Annotated in this window: 20 protein-coding genes; all 20 read left to right on the forward strand. The window is 45.6% G+C overall.

Translation table 11 applies throughout. The annotated features are described in order from the left end of the window. Positions 1–92: 92 nt before the first annotated feature. The 20 genes from dpsA (at position 93) to FKV70_RS12225 (ending at position 21,130) form a co-directional block, all read left to right on the forward strand. Positions 93–992: a dipicolinate synthase subunit DpsA gene (gene dpsA / locus FKV70_RS12135; RefSeq protein WP_142612979.1), complete on the forward strand. Its 900-nt coding sequence runs from the start codon at positions 93–95 to the stop codon at positions 990–992. Beyond that, the gene (locus tag FKV70_RS12140) at positions 989–1,582 is read left to right on the forward strand and encodes a dipicolinate synthase subunit B (RefSeq protein ID WP_063208865.1); all 594 of its coding nucleotides are present in this window, start codon (positions 989–991) and stop codon (positions 1,580–1,582) included. The genes dpsA and FKV70_RS12140 overlap by 4 nt, the downstream gene beginning before the upstream one ends. Before the next feature lie 134 nt (positions 1,583–1,716). Next, entirely contained in the window at positions 1,717–2,754 is a 1,038-nt protein-coding gene (locus tag FKV70_RS12145; protein WP_063208863.1) for an aspartate-semialdehyde dehydrogenase, read from the forward strand. 36 nt (positions 2,755–2,790) lie between these two features. Further along, entirely contained in the window at positions 2,791–4,008 is a 1,218-nt protein-coding gene (dapG, locus tag FKV70_RS12150) for an aspartate kinase (RefSeq protein ID WP_064798084.1), read from the forward strand. 41 nt (positions 4,009–4,049) lie between these two features. Next, positions 4,050–4,931, forward strand: coding sequence for a 4-hydroxy-tetrahydrodipicolinate synthase (gene dapA / locus FKV70_RS12155; protein ID WP_142612980.1), 882 nt, complete (start codon positions 4,050–4,052; stop codon positions 4,929–4,931). Positions 4,932–5,276: 345 nt separating this feature from the next. Next, complete coding sequence (locus FKV70_RS12160) at positions 5,277–6,956, forward strand: ribonuclease J (protein ID WP_013370737.1); 1,680 nt, start codon at positions 5,277–5,279, stop codon at positions 6,954–6,956. A 228-nt stretch (positions 6,957–7,184) separates the two neighbouring features. Next, a complete protein-coding gene (locus FKV70_RS12165) occupies positions 7,185–8,033 on the forward strand; it encodes a ClpP family protease (protein WP_063208857.1) in 849 nt (282 codons plus the stop codon). Beyond that, positions 8,030–8,242, forward strand: a complete 213-nt coding sequence (locus FKV70_RS12170) for a YlzJ-like family protein (protein WP_063208855.1) — start codon at positions 8,030–8,032, stop codon at positions 8,240–8,242. The genes FKV70_RS12165 and FKV70_RS12170 overlap by 4 nt, the downstream gene beginning before the upstream one ends. 103 nt (positions 8,243–8,345) lie before the next feature. Continuing rightward, on the forward strand, positions 8,346–11,024 hold the full coding sequence (locus tag FKV70_RS12175) for an FtsK/SpoIIIE family DNA translocase (RefSeq protein WP_142612981.1): 2,679 nt from the start codon (positions 8,346–8,348) through the stop codon (positions 11,022–11,024). 225 nt (positions 11,025–11,249) lie between these two features. After that, positions 11,250–12,086 (forward strand): spore cortex-lytic enzyme, encoded by an 837-nt coding sequence (sleB, locus tag FKV70_RS12180; RefSeq protein WP_142612982.1) that lies wholly within the window; start codon positions 11,250–11,252, stop codon positions 12,084–12,086. Between the two features lie 161 nt (positions 12,087–12,247). After that, positions 12,248–13,528, forward strand: a complete 1,281-nt coding sequence (yfmF, locus tag FKV70_RS12185) for an EF-P 5-aminopentanol modification-associated protein YfmF (protein ID WP_142612983.1) — start codon at positions 12,248–12,250, stop codon at positions 13,526–13,528. Between the two features lie 2 nt (positions 13,529–13,530). Beyond that, positions 13,531–14,811, forward strand: coding sequence for an EF-P 5-aminopentanol modification-associated protein YfmH (yfmH, locus tag FKV70_RS12190; protein ID WP_142612984.1), 1,281 nt, complete (start codon positions 13,531–13,533; stop codon positions 14,809–14,811). Next, complete coding sequence (gene ymfI / locus FKV70_RS12195; protein ID WP_142612985.1) at positions 14,811–15,599, forward strand: elongation factor P 5-aminopentanone reductase; 789 nt, start codon at positions 14,811–14,813, stop codon at positions 15,597–15,599. The genes yfmH and ymfI overlap by 1 nt, the downstream gene beginning before the upstream one ends. A 102-nt stretch (positions 15,600–15,701) precedes the next feature. Next, positions 15,702–15,956, forward strand: a complete 255-nt coding sequence (locus tag FKV70_RS12200) for a DUF3243 domain-containing protein (protein ID WP_016821001.1) — start codon at positions 15,702–15,704, stop codon at positions 15,954–15,956. Between the two features lie 240 nt (positions 15,957–16,196). Next, positions 16,197–16,958, forward strand: coding sequence for a DUF3388 domain-containing protein (locus FKV70_RS12205; protein ID WP_142612986.1), 762 nt, complete (start codon positions 16,197–16,199; stop codon positions 16,956–16,958). Positions 16,959–16,988: 30 nt separating this feature from the next. After that, on the forward strand, positions 16,989–18,092 hold the full coding sequence (locus FKV70_RS12210; protein WP_142612987.1) for a RodZ domain-containing protein: 1,104 nt from the start codon (positions 16,989–16,991) through the stop codon (positions 18,090–18,092). 84 nt (positions 18,093–18,176) lie between these two features. Further along, entirely contained in the window at positions 18,177–18,341 is a 165-nt protein-coding gene (locus FKV70_RS26125) for a hypothetical protein (protein WP_013370749.1), read from the forward strand. Between the two features lie 144 nt (positions 18,342–18,485). Continuing rightward, positions 18,486–18,977 carry a YajQ family cyclic di-GMP-binding protein gene (locus FKV70_RS12215; RefSeq protein WP_063208839.1) on the forward strand — a complete coding sequence of 164 codons (492 nt, stop codon included), beginning with the start codon at positions 18,486–18,488 and terminating at the stop codon, positions 18,975–18,977. A gap of 210 nt (positions 18,978–19,187) precedes the next feature. After that, on the forward strand, positions 19,188–19,775 hold the full coding sequence (pgsA, locus tag FKV70_RS12220; protein WP_063208837.1) for a CDP-diacylglycerol--glycerol-3-phosphate 3-phosphatidyltransferase: 588 nt from the start codon (positions 19,188–19,190) through the stop codon (positions 19,773–19,775). Between the two features lie 86 nt (positions 19,776–19,861). Next, a complete protein-coding gene (locus tag FKV70_RS12225; protein WP_064798076.1) occupies positions 19,862–21,130 on the forward strand; it encodes a competence/damage-inducible protein A in 1,269 nt (422 codons plus the stop codon). The last annotated feature ends 155 nt before the right edge of the window (positions 21,131–21,285 follow it).

Below are 21,285 nucleotides of genomic sequence, written 5' to 3' on the forward strand. Positions count from 1 at the left end.
TAGAGGGGCGGCTTTTTTTTGTGTTTTTTCACCCCTTCCCGGGCATCTGCATAGACTAAAAGCATATCGTGTCTCGGAAAGGAGTGATCCGGATGCTAACAGGAATGCGCATCGTTGTTTTGGGTGGGGATGCGAGACAGCTTGAGGTAATCCGCAAATGTGTGGACATGGATGCTACCGTCACTGTGATTGGCTTTGACAAGCTCGAAGTACCACTCAAAGGAGTCACATTAGAGTCAATGTCTGTCAAGCTGCTAGAATCGTCAGACGCACTGATTCTGCCGGTGGTGGGATGCGATGAGGAAGGCAACGTGAGTGCACTCTTCGGAACACAAAAGCTTCAGTTTCTGAATGAGCATGCTGCTGCTCTTCCACCGCATTGCGTTGTATATACAGGGATGGCACGAGCGTACTTAAAAGAAATTTGTACCAGACATGAATTGAAGCTGGTTGAGCTGCTGGACAGAGATGATGTGGCCATATACAATTCTATACCTACGGCTGAAGGCGCACTGATGATGGCAATTCAGCATACTGATTTTACGATTCATGGTGCAGAGTGTATGGTTCTAGGCATGGGACGGACTGGATTTACCATGGCAAGGGCACTACAGGGGTTGGGAGCCAAAGTGAGAGTTGGAGTACGACGGGCAGAGGATGCAGCGAGAGCTGTGGAGATGGGTTGGAAGCCTTTTATGACAAGGGATTTAGCGAATGAGACAAAGGGGGTTGACTTGATTTTTAATACGATACCCTCTATGATTATCACAGCGCAAATCCTGTCTAAATTGCCACTGAGCACCGTGATTATAGATCTTGCTTCCGCCCCAGGCGGTTGTGATTTCCGATATGCGGAAAAGCGTGGAATTACGGCTATGCTTGCCCCCGGTCTTCCTGGTATTGTTGCTCCCAAAACTGCTGGTACTATTATAGCGAATACGCTGGTGCAGTTGTTAATGGAAGATAATCCTGATCGGGGGGATGCACAATGAGTTGGCAAGGGAAAACGGTAGGTTATGCAATTACAGGCTCACATTGCACATTTGAAGAGGTAATGCCTGTTATACAGCGCTTTGTTGATGAGGGTGCGAAGGTCGTTCCGATTATATCCAATACCGTACTAACAACGGATACTCGCTTTGGTACTTCGCAAAGTTGGCAAAAACAGTTGAAAGATATAACAGGGAATGATATCATTTCTACAATTGTGGAGGCAGAACCACTGGGACCCTCCCAAATGCTCGATGTGCTGGTGATTGCACCTTTGACGGGGAATTCGATGAGCAAGTTAGCGAATGCGATGACAGACAGTCCGGTTTTAATGGCTGCCAAGGCGCATTTACGCAATGGTCGTCCACTTCTTTTAGCCATATCTACTAATGATGGACTTGGTCTAAATGCTGCCAATATCGCCAAGTTACTAATAGCCAAGAACATCTTTTTTGTGCCGTTCGGACAGGATAATCCAGTCAAGAAGCCGAACTCGCTTGTAGCCCATATGGAGTTGATTCCAGAGGCTGCCTATGAAGCATTGCAGGGCAGACAGATTCAGCCGATGATTGTGGAACGCAAGACCCTATGAAGTACTATAGTTAACTGCTGAGCATCCCTCGCCTAGAAGACGATTCGATAATCCATCGGGTCTAATTTCTTGTTGGCGGTGGATGCTTTCAGAATAAAAAATGGTTTTTTAGTCGAGAAGGGGAGATACACCAGATGAGCAATAGAAAGTTTAATGTAGCTGTCGTTGGAGCGACAGGCGCTGTAGGAGAACAGATCGTAAATCTGCTGGAAAAACGAGATTTTCCGGTGGACAAAATCAAATTTCTTTCTTCGCCTCGTTCTGCCGGCACGTTAATTAGCTTTAAAGGTCAGCAGATTCCAGTAGAAATTGCTACCCCCGACAGCTTTGAAGGAATCGACATTGCTTTGTTTAGTGCAGGCGGAGATGTAAGTAAGGAACTGGCGCCGCATGCTGTTCGTCATGGAGCGGTTTGCATTGACAATACCAACGCATTTCGAATGGAACCGACTGCTCCTCTTGTAGTACCTGAGGTGAACAGCGACAAGATTGCCGAGCATCAGGGAATTATCGCTAACCCGAACTGCTCTACCATTCAGATGGTAGCTGCTTTGAAACCATTATATGATCAGTATGGCATTTCTCGTATCATAGTATCCACCTACCAAGCCGTATCCGGTGCTGGAAGCCGTGCTATTGATGAATTGAATCGTCAAAGCGCAGCAATTCTTAACGGTGATGACGTTCAGCCAGATCTGCTGCCGGTAGGTTCGTTGCCAGTAAAGCATCAGATTGCTTTCAATGCTATTCCGCAAATCGATAAATTCCAGGATAATGGTTATACACTGGAAGAAATGAAAATGGTACGCGAAACGAAAAAAATACTGGGTGACGATTCTGTAGACGTAACAGCTACATGTGTGCGTATTCCTGTTGTATACGGTCACTCGGAATCTGTCTATGTTGAGCTTAAAAAAGATTATGATCTAGAAGAAGTCCGTAATCTGCTGGCTTCCGCACCTGGAGTAACGCTGGTAGATGATCCTGCTGCCCAGCTTTATCCGCTGGCATCCGAAGCGGCAGGTAAACCTGACGTATTCGTAGGGCGTGTACGTCGTGATTTGGGCAATAGCCGTGGTTTGAATTTGTGGGTCGTATCCGACAATCTGCTCAAGGGAGCGGCATGGAACGCGGTGCAAATCGCGGAAATTATTGCTGCAAATGCGGAGTAACGTTCCTAAAGCAGGGAGTAATATGGGGGAAGAATAATGGGTATTTTGGTGCAAAAATTTGGGGGGACCTCGCTATCCACGCCTGAAGCGCGTCAACTTGTGCTGGCACATGTGAAGCGGGAACTGAAGCAAAATTTTCAATTGGTTGTTGTTGTGTCGGCCATGGGGAGGAAAGGGGAGCCTTATGCCACAGATACGCTGCTGGATTGGGCGGCGTCAAACGGCGACAGTCTTCCAAAGCGCGAACGCGATTTACTGCTGTGCTGTGGTGAAATCATTTCCGCCGCTACATTATGTAGCCTGATGGAGAAGGAAGGTATCCCTGCTACGGTGCTGACTGGAGCACAGGCAGGCTTTATTACGGATGATCAATATGGCAATGCTCGTATTTTAGATATAAAGCCAGACCGCATTGTGGAAGAGCTGAACCAAGGCAGAGTTGTCATTGTGACAGGTTTTCAGGGACAAACTGCGGACGGTGATATGACAACCCTTGGTCGGGGAGGCAGCGATACATCAGCTACTGCTCTTGGTGCTGCCCTGCATGCGGATATGGTTGATATTTATACGGATGTGAACGGTATATTAACCGCAGACCCACGTATTGTGGAAAATGCGAAGCCGCTTGCACATGTTAGCTATACGGAAATTTGTAATATGGCTCATCAGGGAGCAAAAGTGATCCATCCTCGTGCTGTTGAAATCGCCATGCAGGCTAATATTCCGGTCCGGGTTCGCTCTACCTTCTCCGAAGGAGAAGGGACGCTGGTTACCCATCCGGAAGGCTTTAAGGACGTGCAGGCAGATATCGTAGACCGTTTCGTGACCGGTATTGCGTATGTCGGCAATGTTACTCAAATTAATGTTGAATTAAAGTCGGGTTTTGAGCACTTGCAATTACAAGTATTCAAATCTATGGCCGAACATGGAATCAGCGTCGATTTCATTAATGTAACTCCATCAGGCGCGGTTTACACCGTATTTGACAATGATGGAAGCAAAGCAGTTGAAGTACTTAACGGTTTAGGTCTTGAGCCTAAGATACTGGCAGGGTGTGCTAAAGTTTCGGTCATAGGCGGTGGTATCAACGGGGTACCAGGTATTATGGCGACAATTGTGGAGGCGTTGACAGAATCAGACGTACAGATCCTTCAATCGGCAGATTCCAACACCACGATCTGGGTACTTGTTAAAAAAGAAGATATGGTGCAGGCTGTACGTGCATTGCATAATAAATTTGAACTCCATCAATAGGCGCATTGTTCGTGCTCGGACTTGCAAAAAAAGGAGGCAGCATGGTGAACTTCGGCAGATTGATTACCGCAATGGTGACACCTTTTGATCAGCAAGGAGAGATTGACTGGACTGCATTGTCCTCGTTGATTGATTACTTAATAGAAGAACAGCATTCAGAGTCACTTGTTGTATCTGGAACAACAGGGGAGTCTCCTACCCTGAGCGATGATGAAAAAATAAAGTTGTTTGCATTTGTTGTAGAAAAAGCAGCTGGGCGGTGTAAAATTATTGCCGGAACGGGAAGCAATAATACACGTCATTCCATCCATCTCACCCGTGCTGCGGAGCAGGCGGGAGCAGACGGTGTGCTGCTGGTAGTGCCATATTATAATAAACCGAATCAGGAAGGGATGTACCAGCATTTCCAAAGTATTGCAAACTCCACATCCCTTCCAGCTATACTGTATAATGTTCCTAGCCGTACCGGTGCGAGCCTAACAGTGGAAACGACACTGCGACTTGCACAAATTCCGAACATTGTAGGAACCAAAGAATGTGCATCACTTGCACAGGTTACACAGATTGCAGCGGCAGCACCAGAAGGTTTTCTGGTTTACTCCGGGGATGATGCATCCGGACTGCCTGCCATGGCTGTAGGTGCTTATGGCATTATCAGCGTAGCGAGTCACGTGATAGGTGCAGAAATGAAGCGGATGATGGATTCATTTGTGGGGGGACACGCACAGGAGGCAGCAAAACTGCATCAGCAGTTGTTCCCGATTTTTAAGGGCATGTTCAACTGTCCGCATCCTTTACCTAATCCGGTGGCTGTAAAGTATGCACTAGAACTACGGGGGATTAAGGTAGGTTCTGTTCGGTTGCCGCTTATTCCTCCTACTGAGGATGAAGCGGAGTTTATCAAGAATTTATTTACCCGCTAAAATGAAATAGAGGTAACATGTTGATGAATATAAGGAGTAACCTTGTTAAAGACAACTGGTAGGTATAACACCGACTGGCTTATCATCTGACAAGGTCCTCGGTCATGAAGGGCGTTCTTTTAGAACGTCCTTTTTGCTGTGCTGTTAACCAGGTATGTAGATAAAATGACATATACTTATGGTTTGAGAAGTCAATGGGAAACCTAGCGTAACGAACAGGATGACTTGTTTTTTCGTATTTTAATCATGTATAATGGGGTCAAGTGACTGGGTGCGGTATTTTTTTGAAAATTAAATAACAAATCAAGGTACGACGTCCAACTACCATAGGAGGTTTAGATTCATTTGTCTAAAAAAACAAACAACGATAAATTGATGATTTTCGCTTTGGGCGGCGTCGGTGAAATCGGGAAAAATATGTATGTCGTTCAATACGGCAATGACATTGTCGTGGTGGATTCCGGTTTGAAATTTCCGGAAGAGGACATGCTTGGCATTGATATCGTTATTCCTGATATTTCCTACCTTACAGAGAACCGCGACAAAGTAAGAGGCATTGTGCTGACACATGGTCACGAGGACCATATCGGCGGTTTGCCTTACGTGCTGAAACATTTGAATGTACCTGTATATGGTACCAAATTGACGCTGGGATTGGTGGAAAACAAGCTGAAGGAAGCGAATTTGCTTGGTGAAACCAAACGTATTTTGATCAATGCTGATTCTGAAATCAAGCTGGGCTCGACATTGAAAGTAACTTTCTTCAAAACCAACCATAGTATTCCTGATTCCGTAGGTGTTTGCATTGATACTCCTGAAGGCGCTGTTGTTCATACAGGAGACTTCAAATTTGATCATACTCCGGTGAACGGACAATATGCAGATTTGCAGCGTATGGCTGAAATTGGCACACGTGGCGTACTGGCTCTTTTGTCAGACAGTACCAATGCCGAAAAACCGGGCTTTACACCTTCAGAAAAGAGCGTTGGCATTGTGCTGGAAGATATTTTCCGCAAGTCGAGACAGCGTGTGGTCGTAGCCACTTTTGCTTCGAACGTACATCGCATTCAGCAAGTCATTAATGCTGCTGAAGCAACCGGACGTAAAGTAACAGTTATTGGTCGCAGTATGGTTAATGTTGTAGGTATTGCTTCTGATTTGGGCTATTTGGAAATTCCAGATGGAATGCTGATTGAGCCTGAAGAAGTTGGCAAAATGTCAGCGGATCGCGTAGTTATTCTCTGCACAGGTAGTCAAGGTGAACCGATGTCGGCTTTGACAAGAATGGCTCGTTCGACACATCGTAAGGTAGATATTCTTCCAGGGGACTCCGTAATCATCGCAGCTACTCCGGTTCCAGGTAATGAAAAATATGTTGGACGTACTATCGATGAGCTGTTCCGTCTAGGTGCTAATGTCTACTACAGCGCAGCTAATCCTGGTATCCACGTTTCTGGACACGGCAGCCAGGAAGAACTCAAGCTGATGCTGAATCTGATGAAACCAAAATTCTTCTTGCCAATTCACGGTGAGTTCAGAATGCAGCGTCGTCACGCTCTTCTTGCAGAAGGGGTAGGTATCGAGCCTGAAAATATCTTTATCACGGATATCGGTGAAGTTATTGAAATTCAGAATGGCGGAGCACGCAGAGCTGGTAAAGTTACAGCAGGTAACGTACTGATCGATGGACTAGGCGTAGGCGATGTAGGAAATATCGTATTGCGCGACCGCAAATTGTTGTCACAGGACGGTATTTTGGTAGTGGTTGTCACACTGAGCAAGCAAGATGGCACCATTAAGTCGGGTCCAGATATCATTTCCCGTGGTTTCGTGTATGTTCGTGAATCAGAAGGTTTGCTGGATGAAGCAAATCGTATTGTTTCAAGTACACTGCATAAGCTCATGAGTGAAAATGTAAATGAATGGGCTTCCCTCAAGACAAATGTCAAGGATGCACTGGGTCGCTTCTTGTATGAGCAAACCCGTCGCAGACCGATGATTCTGCCAATTATAATGGAAGTGTGATTCAATTGAAATATGTTCGAAAACTGGAATTAAAAACTTAAGTCACAGGCACACAGTCGCCTCTCTCCCCGCAGGAAATATTGGACGGTTTCCGCGGGGAGAGAGGCTTTTTTTGATTTTCGGGTTGAGGAAAGGCACGGGGGGAGTATAAAATATTCCATTTCCATCCCATACTATAGGGTGAATACGGGACACATAGATGCGTAAACCGAAAGGAAGATCACCCACATGGAACATTACAGCAATATATTTTCTAGCAACGAGGAAACGGAAGCGCCAGAACAACCAGAAGTTGGACAAAGACCAGCCTTACCTGCGATGGAGGCTTTACAGCAGCTGGGTCAAACCTCCATGCCCGGAAGCGAGTCCAATATTTTTTGCATGACGATTATCGGTCAGATTGAAGGACATCTCATCTTACCGCCTCAAAACAAAACAACAAAATATGAACACATTATTCCGCAGTTGGTAGCGGCCGAGCAAAACCCACGTATCGAAGGATTAATGATTTTGCTGAATACAGTTGGTGGTGATGTAGAGGCAGGACTGGCTATTGCTGAGATGATCGCATCCATGAGTAAACCAACAGTGACCATTGTCATAGGTGGAGGACATAGCATCGGTGTGCCGATTGCCGTATCATCTACTTATTCTTACATTGCCGAGAGTGCGACGATGACCATTCATCCGATTCGTATGAGCGGCCTGGTCATTGGAGTCCCACAAACTTTTGAATATATGGAAAAAATGCAGGAGCGTGTCGTCCGATTTGTCGTTTCTCATTCCCGTATTACAGAAGAGCGGTTCAAGGAACTGATGTTCAAAACCGGAGAGTTAAATCGTGATATTGGTACAGCAGTTGGGGGGGCTGATGCTGTAAAATACGGTTTGATGGATGCGGTTGGTGGTATAGGAGAGGCGCTAAAACAGTTGAATACCATCATTGAGGCGCGCCGTCAGCAAAACGGGATGACAGGGACTCCGCAGCAGACTCCGTATGCCTCTTTTTCACCCAATCCAACTGGCAACCCTACAGGAACTCCTTCAAGTGAGCACAGCAAGGAGCTTCCCCAATGACATTGTATACTGTAATGCCGATGGAATTGGTATGGGAGGGAATGTGGAAGGAGGCAGAGGAGCTTGTAGAGGTGCGGGTAAACGGTCTGCTCATGCAGGTACAGCCGCTTGAAAGTCGGCGAGGGATTATTGTAAGGCTGTTGGACTGTCCATTGGAAGCCTACCTCAATCCTCGTTATGGACCAGGTCAGGTTATCGAGTGGTCATAGAAGCTGTCGAATCGTACAGGAATAGGTCATTTACTGCTGAAAAAGAACATATGTGCGGATAGCGAGTGACGTGGTATAATATTCTTCTGGGGGGTGACCTTGTATGTCCAGAAGAAGAAAAAGAAAAAAGAAAGCCATATTTGGTGGAGTTTTAAAATATGAAATTTACGGCATTGTGCTGATTACATTGGCGGTCATTGCGTTGTCGGGTGAAGCGGCAGTCGGTCGGTCGCTATCCAAGATGTTTGGGCTTGTATTGGGGAAATTCTATTTTGTGATCCCCCTGATTGGCATTTATTATGGTCTGATGGTGATGATTCACCGCAAGTGGCCGAACCAGTGGAACTCGCGAAAGACGGGTTTGCTGTTGTTGGTATTTGCCTTTACACTTATGAGTTCTATTTCATCCATGGAGCAGCGTTTAGGTCCGATCAACGCGCTTCAGCCGGGCGGAGTGATGAGCCAGATACATATAGATATGCGTGAGCAGTTACTGTCGCCTGATCAGCAAGGACATACCTCTATGCTGAATAAGGATATTAGCGGGGGCTACGTTGGCGCATTGCAACTTACCGTGCTGTTGTGGCTGTTTGGTCTAACAGGAGCTAAGCTGATCATGATTGTCATGTTCGTCATTTGTTTTATGCTAATGACCCAACTGTCCTATGTGGATTTAGTGCGGATTGTAAAGACCAAGCTGCTGACAGCCGGCGGAAGTGTGCGAAAAAAATGGGCTGGAAAAGCAACTCCACTTTCTGCATCTAGCAAAGGCAGTGGAAGTAGAAAACCCAAAGCCGAGCCTATTCCTGCCTATGAGGAAGATATGGATGACGATTTTGATGAGATGCAGCCTCCAGCACGCAAACAGCCAATTTTCTTCCAGTTGTTTGGTCTTAAAAATACAGATAAGGCGGACAAGGAAGAGCAACCTGCCCATGCGGATGAGGATGAACAAGATCTTTTATATCAAGCGGACGATGTGCAGCCCCAGTGGAGAAACGGTAACGAGGATGAAGAGATGCCTGACTTGGTCGAGCACACTGAGCAGGAAGCTTCAATGCCAGTAAAAAGATCACCCATTATTAGGGATTTCTTCGAGCAAGTGAAAAATGAGGAAAGAAGATCAGGGGCTGAACCTGGAGAGTCCCTGACAGCGGGAGAACTGAACGACTCCATTATTGATGAACCACTGGATCGTAATTTTGAGAATGCTGATGCGGATAAGGGTATGAACGATTCGGCAACAGTCCAGGGGATATCAGAAGAAGCCCAGGAACAGGCACAGATGATTGCTAGCGGGGGAACAGAAGGGAAAGGCGAAGGCAACAATGTATCTACTCCGGCTCCACCGCCGCCTAAGCCGTACAAGCTCCCATCGTTCCGTTTGCTTGCCAAACCACAAAATGCAGGCAAAGGTATGGGGCAAAAGGATTACATGCAGACAGCACGCAAGCTGGAAGCGACGCTGGAAAGCTTCGGGGTTCGGGCGAAAGTGCTGGAGGTTGTACGTGGTCCAGCCGTCACACGCTATGAAATACAGCCAGACATTGGTGTGAAGGTCAGCCGCATTGTGAGTCTAACGGATGACATTGCGCTTGCGCTTGCTGCAAAGGATATCCGTATGGAGGCACCTATTCCTGGTAAATCCGCTATAGGGATAGAAGTTCCGAATAATGAAGTTTCTATCGTAACTATGCGTGAGGTCATGGAGACGGCTGTTTTCCAAGAATCGGTTTCCAATTTGTCAATTGCATTCGGGCGTGATATTGCAGGACAAACGATTGTTGGCAATTTAGCCAAGATGCCCCATCTGCTTGTGGCTGGAGCTACGGGTTCAGGTAAATCGGTGTGTATTAATGGCATCATCACGAGTATTTTGTACAAAGCAAAGCCGGATGAGGTAAAATTTCTGATGGTCGATCCCAAAATGGTGGAGTTGAACGTGTATAATGGAATCCCCCATTTATTGGCTCCAGTCGTGACTGATCCAAAGCGTGCCTCACTGGCATTGAAGAAAATTGTAGTGGAAATGGAAAAAAGGTACGAGTTGTTTTCCAAATCAGGCACCCGTAATATTGAGGGCTACAACAATCTGATGAAAGATAACCCGGATGCATTTCTACCTTACATCGTCGTTATTGTGGACGAGCTGGCAGATTTGATGATGGTTGCTGCAGGAGATGTAGAGGATGCGATTGCGCGACTTGCCCAAATGGCGCGTGCAGCAGGCATCCATCTGATTATTGCAACACAAAGACCTTCGGTTGACGTAATTACAGGGGTTATTAAGGCTAATATTCCTTCACGCATTGCCTTCGGCGTTTCCTCGCAGGTGGATTCCCGTACCATACTGGATATGGGCGGAGCTGAGAAGCTGCTAGGACGTGGTGACATGCTGTTCATGCCGATGGGAGCCTCCAAGCCAGTCCGTGTTCAGGGAGCGTTTATGAGTGATCAGGAAGTGGAGAACATCGTTAACTATGTACGTGAACAGGGTGAAGCGCAGTATGATGAAACGCTAGTGCCGGAGGTGGAAGAGGTATCCACTGATGCGGATGAAATGTTGGATGAGTTGTATGATCAAGCTGTCAACATCATTTTAGAGGCTAAACAAGCATCCGTTTCACTCCTCCAGCGCCGTATGCGGATCGGTTATACACGTGCTGCCCGACTGATTGACTCCATGGAAGCTCGCGGGGTCATCGGTCCTTACGAGGGAAGTAAGCCTCGTGAGGTACTTATCTCAATGGAGCAATATCAGCAGAATAAGGTTAGCTCCTGAGCATTATCTTTATCAGCATTTCATTTAAACGCTGTTTGTACGCATGATGGGTTGTTTAAATTTGACAACTCCATGTACGCAAATAGCGTTTTTTTCTGTTGTTTTTTTGAGGTGCGGGCCTGCCTGCTGAAAGAAGATTAAAAGGGTGAATAGCTTCTAGCGGAGCTTGTCATAATAAACGTAGCCATCCTGTTAATCCCACAAAAGAAAGGTAGAGCACAGCATATGAAAAAGACAATGGTCTGGATTTGCACGGGTATCCTCGCAGCTTCGGCTATTACGTACACAGGACTTTTTAAACATGACTCTGTACAGCAACAAGCAGAGTCGCTGAGCACACAGCAAAAAGTACAAGCAGCACAGCCTGTTCAGCCGACATTCAGTTCAGAAGCGGTTGATTTTGGCTCTTATGGACAGGATGTATATGAGCTGCAATCACGATTGAAGTTGCTGGGTTTTTTTGGCGGGACAGTGGACAGCAATTTTGGTAGCAGTACGCTAACGGCTGTCAAGGGTTTTCAAAAGGAATTTGGTATCAAACCCGATGGAGTAGTTGGTGCGAAAACCAAATTAAAGCTGGTGAACGCTACTCCTCACTGGAAGCCAACAGAAACGCCGATGCATCGTAAAAACCAAGGTTCTGATCAGGGTCAGGCAGCCAATAATAATAATGATGAAACGATGGGATCGGCCAATACCATGGGACTATCCGAAAACGATCTTAAAATCATGGCCAATGCGGTCTATGGTGAATCGCGCGGCGAGCCATTTGAAGGACAAGTGGCCGTAGCGGCTGTAATTTTGAACAGGGTCAAGTCGCCCAGTTTTCCAAATACACCGTCTGGAGTGATTTTTCAGCCGGGTGCTTTCACTGCTGTAGCAGACGGCCAAATTTGGCTCACGCCGAATGAGACTGCGCAAAAGGCAGTGCGCCAAGCTCTTAACGGCTGGGACCCAAGTGGAGGATGCCTCTATTATTTTAACCCTAAGACAGCCACCTCCAAATGGATTTGGAGCCGTCCGCAGGTAAAAACCATTGGGGAACATATTTTCTGCATGTAAAAACGCCGAAGCAGCCGGGAGCTTGTCTCCGGTTGCTTCTTGGCTTTTGCATGGTTAGAATAAAGATTGGTACACTTTACCTCTTTACAGGGAAAAGACGTACAGCAGCTAATGCTAATCAAAGGCTAGACGCAAATTGACGTCACAAAGGAGTTTTGGACTTGAACAAAACAGGTTTCGAGCGTGGCACACGCAGACAACTGAGAATTCATGTACTGCCGACCAAGCGCTTTAAGACGTTCGCTATATCGTTGTATGTAGGTACTCCGCTACGTGAGGAAACTGTAACTCGTGTGGGATTGGTACCTTTCGTTCTGCGACGGGGTACAGCATCGTATCCGCAGACTACACAATTCAGAGAACAGCTAGAGCAATTGTATGGTGCGGGTTTTGGATTCGATGTATACAAACGTGGGGATTATCAGATCGTACAATTTCGCATGGATACGATTAATGACAGTTTTGTAAGCAGCTCAGATAGTTTACTGGATCGTTCTTTTGCTTTCCTGGGAGAAGTTCTGACGAAGCCTGCAGTGGAAAACGGCGTATTTCAGTCAGGATATGTACAGCAGGAGCGAGAAAATGTTCGTAAGAAGCTGGAATCTATAGTTAACGATAAAATACGTTATGCTGGGGAGCGTTGTTTGGAGGAGATGTGCAAGGATGAGCCTTATCGTCTGCATCCTCTTGGTCAACGATCTGATCTGGACAGCATAAATGCACAAAATCTGTACGAGGCTTATGGAGAATGGTTGAATAATGCCAGTATGGATTTATACGTTGTGGGAGATACCACGCTGGAAGAAGTTGAAAAGTTTGTTGATCGCTATTTTGAATTAAACCGCGTGGCGGAAACGGGATATGTACCTGAGCAGCCCAAATCAGTAGAACGTGATGTTCAAACCATAGTAGAGCGTCTGGATGTGAACCAAGGCAAGCTCAACATGGGACTACGTACTCCGATTACGTATGGTGATGAACGTTATGCTTCTGCCCTGATGTACAATGGCATTCTGGGTGGGTATCCGCATTCAAAACTGTTTGTCAATGTAAGGGAGAAGGAGAGTTTGGCGTATTATGCTTCGTCGCGGTATGACGGGCATAAAGGCATTGGCACAATACAATCCGGTATCGAAATTCCTAATTATGAAAAGGCGGTAACTATCATCCGCAAGCAACTGGAAGATACGCAAAATGGAACGATTACCGAGCTGGAAATGACCCAAACGCAGGCGATGATACGCAACTTGCTTAAGGAAATGCAGGACTCCGCTTTTGAAATGATTGCCTATGATTTTAACAGACAGCTTTCCGGCAAAGAGCGGACGGTAGAGGAGCTGCTGAGCCAGGTGGAGGCGGTCAAGGTGCACGATGTTCAGGATGCCGCCCGGACGTTCCGACTGGACACTATATATTTCTTGAGAGACCAGAAGGGGGAATAGCGTTGGAGCATATATCGTATGAGCACCTGCAGGAGACGCTGTACTATGAAGTAATGGATAATGGTCTACACGTGTATGTGTTGCCCAAACCGGGATTTCAGAAGACGTATGCCACATTTGCGACTAAATACGGCTCGGTTGATAATCATTTCCGGGTGGAAGGTCAACAGCCCGTTAAAGTGCCGGATGGCATAGCCCATTTCTTGGAGCATAAAATGTTTGAAGAGCCTGAAGGAGATATTTTTGCTACCTTTTCCTCTAATGGAGCATCGGCGAATGCATTTACGAGCTTTGATCAGACCGTATATCTGTTTTCGGCAACCGAACGAATCCAAGAAAATTTGACGACACTAGTCAATTTTGTTCAGCATCCTTACTTTACAGATGAAAATGTGGAGAAGGAAAAAGGCATTATCGGTCAGGAAATCAATATGTATGAAGATAACCCCGACTGGCGGAGTTACTTTGGTCTGATTGAGGCATTGTACAAGGTTCATCCGGTGCATATTGATATCGCAGGTACTGTTCAATCCATCAGTACGATTACGAAGGAAACACTATATAGTTGCTATGAAGCTTTTTACCATCCGAGCAATATGATTCTTTTTGTAGTGGGTGGAGTGGACCCAGCCGAAGTCATCGAATTGGTGCGTAATAATCAGGCGAAAAAGGACTATAAGCCGCAGGGAGAGATCGAGCGGATTTTCGATGAAGAACCCACGACAGTTGCAGAACCGCGTCGTGAGGTAAAGCTGGCTGTTTCTTTGCCAAAGCTACTTTTTGGATTCAAGGAGGCTGAAGTAGGTCTAACAGGAGAAGCGTTGCTCCGTCATGATCTGGAATCCAAGCTGATGCTTGATCTCTTGTTTGGCTCCAGCACACAGCTATATCAGAAGCTCTACGATGAAGATCTGATTTCGGATAGTTTTGGCCACGAGTACAACAGCACGCAACAGTATGCATTTTCTGCGATCGGCGGGGATACCAAAGATCCTGATCGGCTGTTGGCTAGGATACGAGAAGAGGTAGAATCTATTCAGAAACAGGGTTTTACAGCAGAACATTTTGAACGAGCACGCAAAAAGAAGATCGGCGGTTATTTACGAACCCTCAATTCTCCTGAAAATATTGCGCATGAGTTTACAAGACATCGCTTCCGCGGCAGTGACTTTTTCCAGCTGCTTCCGGTTTATGAAAGTATCACGCTTGAGGATGTAAACCGCCGTCTGAGAGATCATATACAGTGGGATCAAATGGCAATATCGCTGGTGGTGAGTCCGTAATGTCTAGGGAGAGGAAACCGTTGACCACCGAGGGCGGAGAATTAAAGGCTATTGGCGATACGACTGTGCTGATTACAGGAGCAAGTGGTGGAATTGGTGCGGCTATTGCCGAGCGTTTTGCAGCAGTAGGGATGAATGTGGTCATTCACTACATGAAGTCCCATGAAAAAGCAAATGAAGTTGCCCGTCGTTGCATGGCTTATTCGGGCAAGGTAATGACTGTGTCTGCCGATCTGCGGAGTAAGGAGCAGATTGAACGCATGCGGGAAAAACTGGAAAATCACGGAATGAAGCCGGATATTCTTGTGAATAATGCTGGAGTGTCCCATTATGGGCTACTTACAGATGTTTCGGAAGAGGAATGGGACGCAGTGATGGCCGTGAATGTTAAGGGAACTTTTTTGTGTACACAGGTCTTTATGCCGCATATGATTTCCCAACGCTATGGTCGTATTGTAAATGTTTCATCCGTATGGGGCATATGTGGAGCTTCGTGCGAGGTATTGTACTCCACGACCAAGGGAGGCATTAACGCTTTCACCAAGGCGCTGGCTCAAGAGGTCGCTCCTTCTGGCGTAACAGTGAATGCTGTGGCTCCAGGGGCGGTAGACACGTCGATGTTAGATCATTTGGATGCAGGCGAAATTAACAGTTTGGAAGAAGACATCCCTGCCGGACGATTGGCACGACCTGATGAAATATCATCTCTGGTTTATTTTCTTGCGCTTCCTGAGTCAGGTTATATTAATGGGCAGGTCATAAGTCCTAATGGAGGATGGGTGACTTAAGAGAGGTAGCGTTTGGAGGAATCCACCAGTATAGTAAGCGTCTGTGAAGAGCATATTACAACTGTTGATTTTAAATCTGAATCATCTAAGGAGGATTTAAGCATGTCAACAGTTGTTCAGAATTTTGATGTTTGGAAAAAGTTTCTTGGTCAGCGTGTAGAGCAAGCAGAGAAGCTGGGAATCAGTCAAGATACCATTGCGGAGCTTGCTTACGAAATCGGTGATTTTCTGGATGAGAAGGTCGATCCAGCCAACCACTCCAACCGCGCACTGAAAGAACTGTGGGGAGTTGCCGATGAGGACGAGCGTCACACCATCGCCCGGCTAATGGTTAAATTGGCCAAGAGCAACGCATAAGCAGGAACCAACATGAAAAGCTCCCTTTTTGGGGGCTTTTCTGTAATGGTTACAGAGCTGTTCTTGTAATTCCATTCTAATTTATATATCATAAACGTGATTGAGGCTTACAACACAATGCAGCCTATCAAATTTCAATATTTGGTTTTGTCGAATGATGCTATCTTATGATACAATAATGCTTTGATTTGGCATTGTTGACGGTTTGAATGTGAATGAGGTGCTAAGGTGACGGAAGAGATGAAACAGTGGTACATGGAATACAAGATACATAAAAATCGACCCGGACTGCTGGGGGACATTGCTTCCATGCTTGGTATTCTGGGGGTTAATATACTGACGATTAACGGTGTTGAAGGCGAGAGACGTGGGATGCTCCTCGAAACAGATGATGACGAGAAAATACGCATTCTTGGCGATACGTTAAAAAAAGCCAGCAACATTACAGTCACGGCCTTACGTGCTCCGAGACTGGTCGATATATTGGCAGTAAGACACGGCCGTTATATCGATCGCGATTCGGATGATCGTAAAACTTTTCGCTTTACACGCGATGAGCTTGGGTTGCTGGTCGATTTTTTGGGTGAAGTATTAAAGAGGGATGGCAATCAAGTCATTGGCCTTCGCGGAATGCCGCGCGTTGGTAAAACGGAATCCATTATTGCCAGTAGCGTATGTGCAATGAAGCGATGGACTTTTGTGTCGTCAACGTTATTACGACAGACGGTACGCAGTCAGCTTTCTGAGGAAGAAATGAATCCTAATAATGTGTTTATTATTGACGGCATTGTGAGTACAATTCGCTCAAATGAGAGACATTATCACCTGCTTCAAGAAATCATGAGCATGCCAAGTACCAAAGTGATTGAGCATCCTGATGTATTTGTGCGTGAATCAGGATACAGCTTTGACGACTTCAATATCATTATTGAACTTCGTAATAATCCGGCTGAGGAAATTATTTATGATACCTTTACAGCCAGTTATACAGAAGATCTTTAAATAAGTGTAATTACACAAGGAGATGATGACATGTCAGAACTGGGTCAGCAATTAAAGGAGGCCCGGCTGCAAAAAGGATTGAGCCTTGACGATGTTCAGGAAATGACGAAGATACGCAAACGTTATTTGGAAGCCATTGAGACGGGCGATTACAAAGTGCTGCCGGGAAGCTTTTATGTCAGAGCTTTTATTAAAACATACGCCGAAACGGTCGGGTTGGATCCCGATGAGATTCTGGAAGGGCATCAAAGCAATGTGCCTGAACCTGAACCGGAAGCAGTCATGGAGCCTGTTACACAGAAACGCTCCAGTCGTCCCGCGACGATTGGTAATCTTAAATGGTTGCCTACAGCGTTAATGTGGCTTTTTCTAGTTCTCATTGTTGGGGTTATTTATGCTTATTGGGTGAGTAACAACCACTCCACTCCAAAAACAGCAGAAAACACAACGCCGATTACAACACCAAGTACAACACCAAGTACAACACCAAGTACAACACCAAATACAACACCAAATACGTCTACTCCAAATACAACTACGGCACAGCCGAATAATGGCCAGACGACGGCTCCAAATGGTGCTGGCGGGCAGACCCCTAGTACGGGGCAACCCGGGGAAACGCAGCCAGGGGGTACGGGAACTACGGATGCAACGACCCCAAATTCTGGTCAGCAGCCGAATACAACCACGCCAGCGCAGGGAGTAACTGTGGCCCAGGACGGTAAGCAAGGCAAAACGACGATCTTTAAAGTCTCCAGCGCAACAGGGGGCACCGTCAAGGTTGATATTAAAGCAACGGGCGAAAGCTGGCTTGAGGTGTATAAGGGACAAAATTCTCGTGGAGAAAAGCTGAGCTACGGTATGACCAAAAGCGGAGATGCCATGTCTTTCGATATTGGCCCGGAAGGTTTATATATCAAATCAGGGCGGTCTTCTGCCACGGATATTTCCGTTGCTGGTCAACCGATAACAGATAATAAATCGACGACTCGCGTGTTGATCCAGCAAGGAGAAGCTTCTTCGACTGGAGCGAGTGCCGGAATGACAGGCTCATCGACGGATTCTACAACAAATAGTAATACGGGTACTACACAAAGTGAGACAAATTCTAGTACAACTACTGTTGGGGAATAAATGCCTTAGTGCGAGGAGATACTAATGACTGTAATTTTTGGAAAGTCAGTCATTTCATTTTCCGCAAAGTGAGGTGTATACGTTATGACCGTCAGCTGGATTGTGACTGGGCTCGGGATAATTGTCAGTTTACTGGGCTATTATCTAACTCCGAATGCTTGGGGCTATGGCATATTGGGCTTTGGTCTTGCTCACATTGTGCTTGGAATTTTAGATATGTTTAGAAATCCAACGCGAAGCCACTATTAGAAATGTTAAACTTCAATTGTATGAAAGGCGTTTTTGTCGGGGAACTGACAAGGACGCCTTTTTAGTGAACGGATTATTGGATTTTTGTAAATGACTAGCCTATAATTAGATATTGAACTTTGTTGCGGAAAGGAAAGTGAAACGATGGCTTCAGAAAATTCATTTGATATCGTCTCCAAAATGGATATGCAGGAGTTAACAAATGCGGTTCATCAGACGGAGCGTGAAATTGAAACGCGATTTGATTTCAAGGGGAGCAAAAGCAGCCTCAAGCTTGAGAAAGATGCCCTTACCATTGCATCTGAAGATGAATACAAGCTGAATGCGGTGATTGATATTTTGCAATCAAAGATGGTCAAACGAGGTCTATCCCTAAAAAATGTGGAATTTGGAAAATTGGAACCAGCTTCTTTAGGTTCAGTGCGTCAGCGTCTTTCGCTTAAGCAAGGGATTGATCAGGATAACGCCAAAAAAATTAATATCCTTATTCGGGATTCCAAGCTAAAAGTAAAAAGTCAGATTCAAGGTGATCAAATTCGAGTGACTGGAAAAAGCAGGGATGATTTACAGGCCATTATTCAATTACTGCGGAAAGCTGACCTGCCGTTGGAGCTTCAATTTACAAACATGAAATAAAGCTGTTTTTCTCTCATAGATTTTGTAGGAATAAACGTTGCTTGATGTGCAGCAGGTTATTTTGACATGCGTTTTGCACCATATTATACTTGTAACGAAAATGCAGACACTTTAGGTGTATAACGCTCGTCGAAAGCGATTTACATAGGATTGAATTCAATCCGAAAGCTGCCATTTGAATCAAGTACGATAATCAGGGGAGAGTGTGTTGTGAATTTACCCAACAGAATTACAATAACGCGGATTTGCCTTATCCCGGTGATGATGCTGGCTTTGCTGGTGGACTTTGATTTTTATCCGCCGCCGATTGAGATTGGCGCTTTCAAGCTGCCTTATAATCAGCTGATTGCGGCTATCATTTTCCTTGTAGCAGCCAGCACAGATGGCCTTGACGGATATTTGGCTCGTAAAAATAATATGGTCACCAATTTGGGCAAGCTGTTGGACCCCCTTGCTGATAAGCTGTTGGTAACTGCTATTTTGGTTTCTCTGGTAGAAATGGGAAAAGTTGATTCCTGGGTTGTCGTTGTGATTGTCAGTCGTGAGTTTGCAGTTACGGGCTTAAGACAGATCGCCTTATTGGATGGCTCTGTGGTTGCTGCAAGCAATTGGGGAAAATTAAAGACGATCATCCAGATTGTTGCTATTGTAGCACTGCTTATCAATAATTTCCCGTTTGTTTTTCTGGGTATTCCGTTTGATTTAATAGCGATATGGGCAGCTGTGTTAATCACCATTTATTCGGGTATTGATTACTTTGTAAAGAATATCCATTTGCTGAGCTCCTCTAAAGTTTAACAGGATAAATCTTATGGAAACAGCAATAGAGGCTTAACTTATTGCTGTTTCTTTGTATCATTCCCACATCATAGGAGGACGAATTGATGAAAGCTGAAATCATTGCAGTAGGAACAGAGTTATTACTTGGACAAATAGTAAATACAAATGCCCAATATTTATCACAAGAGCTGGCTGCCATCGGAATTGATGTATATTTTCAGACTGTAGTTGGCGATAACATGGATCGACTTCAGGAAGCGATACGACTTGCTCAGAAGCGTGCGGATATTATTTTGTTTTCTGGTGGGCTGGGACCAACTCAGGACGATTTGACAAAAGATGCGATAGCGGCTGTACTAGGCCGAAAATTGCAAATAGACCGTCTTGCCATGGACAAGCTGGATCAGTTTTTCCGTAACCGCGGGGTAGAAATGACTGAGAATAACCGTCGGCAGGCGCTTTCTATTGAAGGAGCCACTCCGCTTGAAAATGAGACAGGTTTGGCAATAGGGGATGCCATTGCACAGGACGGTAAATTTTATGTAGTTTTGCCCGGACCGCCTAAGGAACTTAAACCTATGTTTGCAAATCATGCCAAACCATGGTTGCTTCAGCAGGCATTGAGCGGTGAGGAGATGTCGATTTATTCGAAAATGCTAAAATTCGCAGGGATTGGTGAGTCAGCTCTTGAAACGCGCTTGTTAGATCTGATTCAATCCCAGACGGACCCCACGATTGCTCCTTATGCCAAGGAAGGGGAAGTCACGATCCGTATTTCCACCAAGGCGGCCAGTGAAAGTGAAGCTTTAATTAAGCTGACGGCCACGGAAGTACAAATTCAGCAACGTCTTTCCGAATATATGTATGCAAGTGAGGATGTTACGCTAGAGAAGGTTATTGTAGATTTAATGGCCAAACGCGGACTCACTGTGAGTGCGGCAGAAAGCTGCACAGGCGGTATGCTGATGGAACACATCACCTCTATACCTGGCAGTGCTGTTATGTTTCAAGGCGGAATCGTGTGTTATTCCAATGAAATGAAGATGAAGTTGCTTAATGTGCCTTATGATTATTTGGAAGGGGATCATGCGCCAGGCGCAGTGAGCAAGGAAGTAGCTCTTGTGCTTGCAGAGCAGGCAAGAATGATCATGGACAGCGATTTTGGACTTTCAGTTACTGGTGTAGCTGGACCTGGATATTCTGAGCGGAAGCCAGTCGGCCTCGTGTATATTGGTATTGCTGAGCGCGACAAGGAAACAGAGGTATATGAGCTGAATTTGAGTGGTAACCGTGAGACTATCCGTTTGCGATCCGTCAAAGCGATCCTGTATAGATTGTGGCGCCGATTGGTAGAGAACGAGAAACTCTCTTAATTATCGATGAGTTGTTTTAAAGAGATATTCATGATATAATCTTCTTATCGGAAGAACCGTTGCAAAGCCTTTTGCCAGCGGTTCTTTTTTCGTTTTAAGAGACAGTTGCAATTATAGAAGAGAGTTATAGGAAATAAAAAAACGAATGTATGTTC

The sequence above is a fragment of the Paenibacillus ottowii genome, assembly GCF_006874425.1.
Taxonomy (GTDB): domain Bacteria; phylum Bacillota; class Bacilli; order Paenibacillales; family Paenibacillaceae; genus Paenibacillus; species Paenibacillus ottowii.

What these genes read in the sequence shown, in the direction of transcription:
- FKV70_RS12225 (WP_064798076.1), top strand. Translation starts at nt 19,862, where the DNA reads ATGAAAGCTGAAATCATTGCAGTAGGAACAGAGTTATTACTTGGACAA.
- FKV70_RS12205 (WP_142612986.1), top strand. Translation starts at nt 16,197, where the DNA reads ATGAAACAGTGGTACATGGAATACAAGATACATAAAAATCGACCCGGA.
- FKV70_RS12145 (WP_063208863.1), top strand. Translation starts at nt 1,717, where the DNA reads ATGAGCAATAGAAAGTTTAATGTAGCTGTCGTTGGAGCGACAGGCGCT.
- ymfI (WP_142612985.1), top strand. Translation starts at nt 14,811, where the DNA reads ATGTCTAGGGAGAGGAAACCGTTGACCACCGAGGGCGGAGAATTAAAG.
- FKV70_RS12165 (WP_063208857.1), top strand. Translation starts at nt 7,185, where the DNA reads ATGGAACATTACAGCAATATATTTTCTAGCAACGAGGAAACGGAAGCG.
- dapG (WP_064798084.1), top strand. Translation starts at nt 2,791, where the DNA reads ATGGGTATTTTGGTGCAAAAATTTGGGGGGACCTCGCTATCCACGCCT.
- dapA (WP_142612980.1), top strand. Translation starts at nt 4,050, where the DNA reads ATGGTGAACTTCGGCAGATTGATTACCGCAATGGTGACACCTTTTGAT.
- dpsA (WP_142612979.1), top strand. Translation starts at nt 93, where the DNA reads ATGCTAACAGGAATGCGCATCGTTGTTTTGGGTGGGGATGCGAGACAG.
- sleB (WP_142612982.1), top strand. Translation starts at nt 11,250, where the DNA reads ATGAAAAAGACAATGGTCTGGATTTGCACGGGTATCCTCGCAGCTTCG.
- FKV70_RS12200 (WP_016821001.1), top strand. Translation starts at nt 15,702, where the DNA reads ATGTCAACAGTTGTTCAGAATTTTGATGTTTGGAAAAAGTTTCTTGGT.
- FKV70_RS12170 (WP_063208855.1), top strand. Translation starts at nt 8,030, where the DNA reads ATGACATTGTATACTGTAATGCCGATGGAATTGGTATGGGAGGGAATG.
- FKV70_RS12210 (WP_142612987.1), top strand. Translation starts at nt 16,989, where the DNA reads ATGTCAGAACTGGGTCAGCAATTAAAGGAGGCCCGGCTGCAAAAAGGA.
- FKV70_RS12175 (WP_142612981.1), top strand. Translation starts at nt 8,346, where the DNA reads ATGTCCAGAAGAAGAAAAAGAAAAAAGAAAGCCATATTTGGTGGAGTT.
- FKV70_RS26125 (WP_013370749.1), top strand. Translation starts at nt 18,177, where the DNA reads ATGACCGTCAGCTGGATTGTGACTGGGCTCGGGATAATTGTCAGTTTA.
- FKV70_RS12140 (WP_063208865.1), top strand. Translation starts at nt 989, where the DNA reads ATGAGTTGGCAAGGGAAAACGGTAGGTTATGCAATTACAGGCTCACAT.
- FKV70_RS12215 (WP_063208839.1), top strand. Translation starts at nt 18,486, where the DNA reads ATGGCTTCAGAAAATTCATTTGATATCGTCTCCAAAATGGATATGCAG.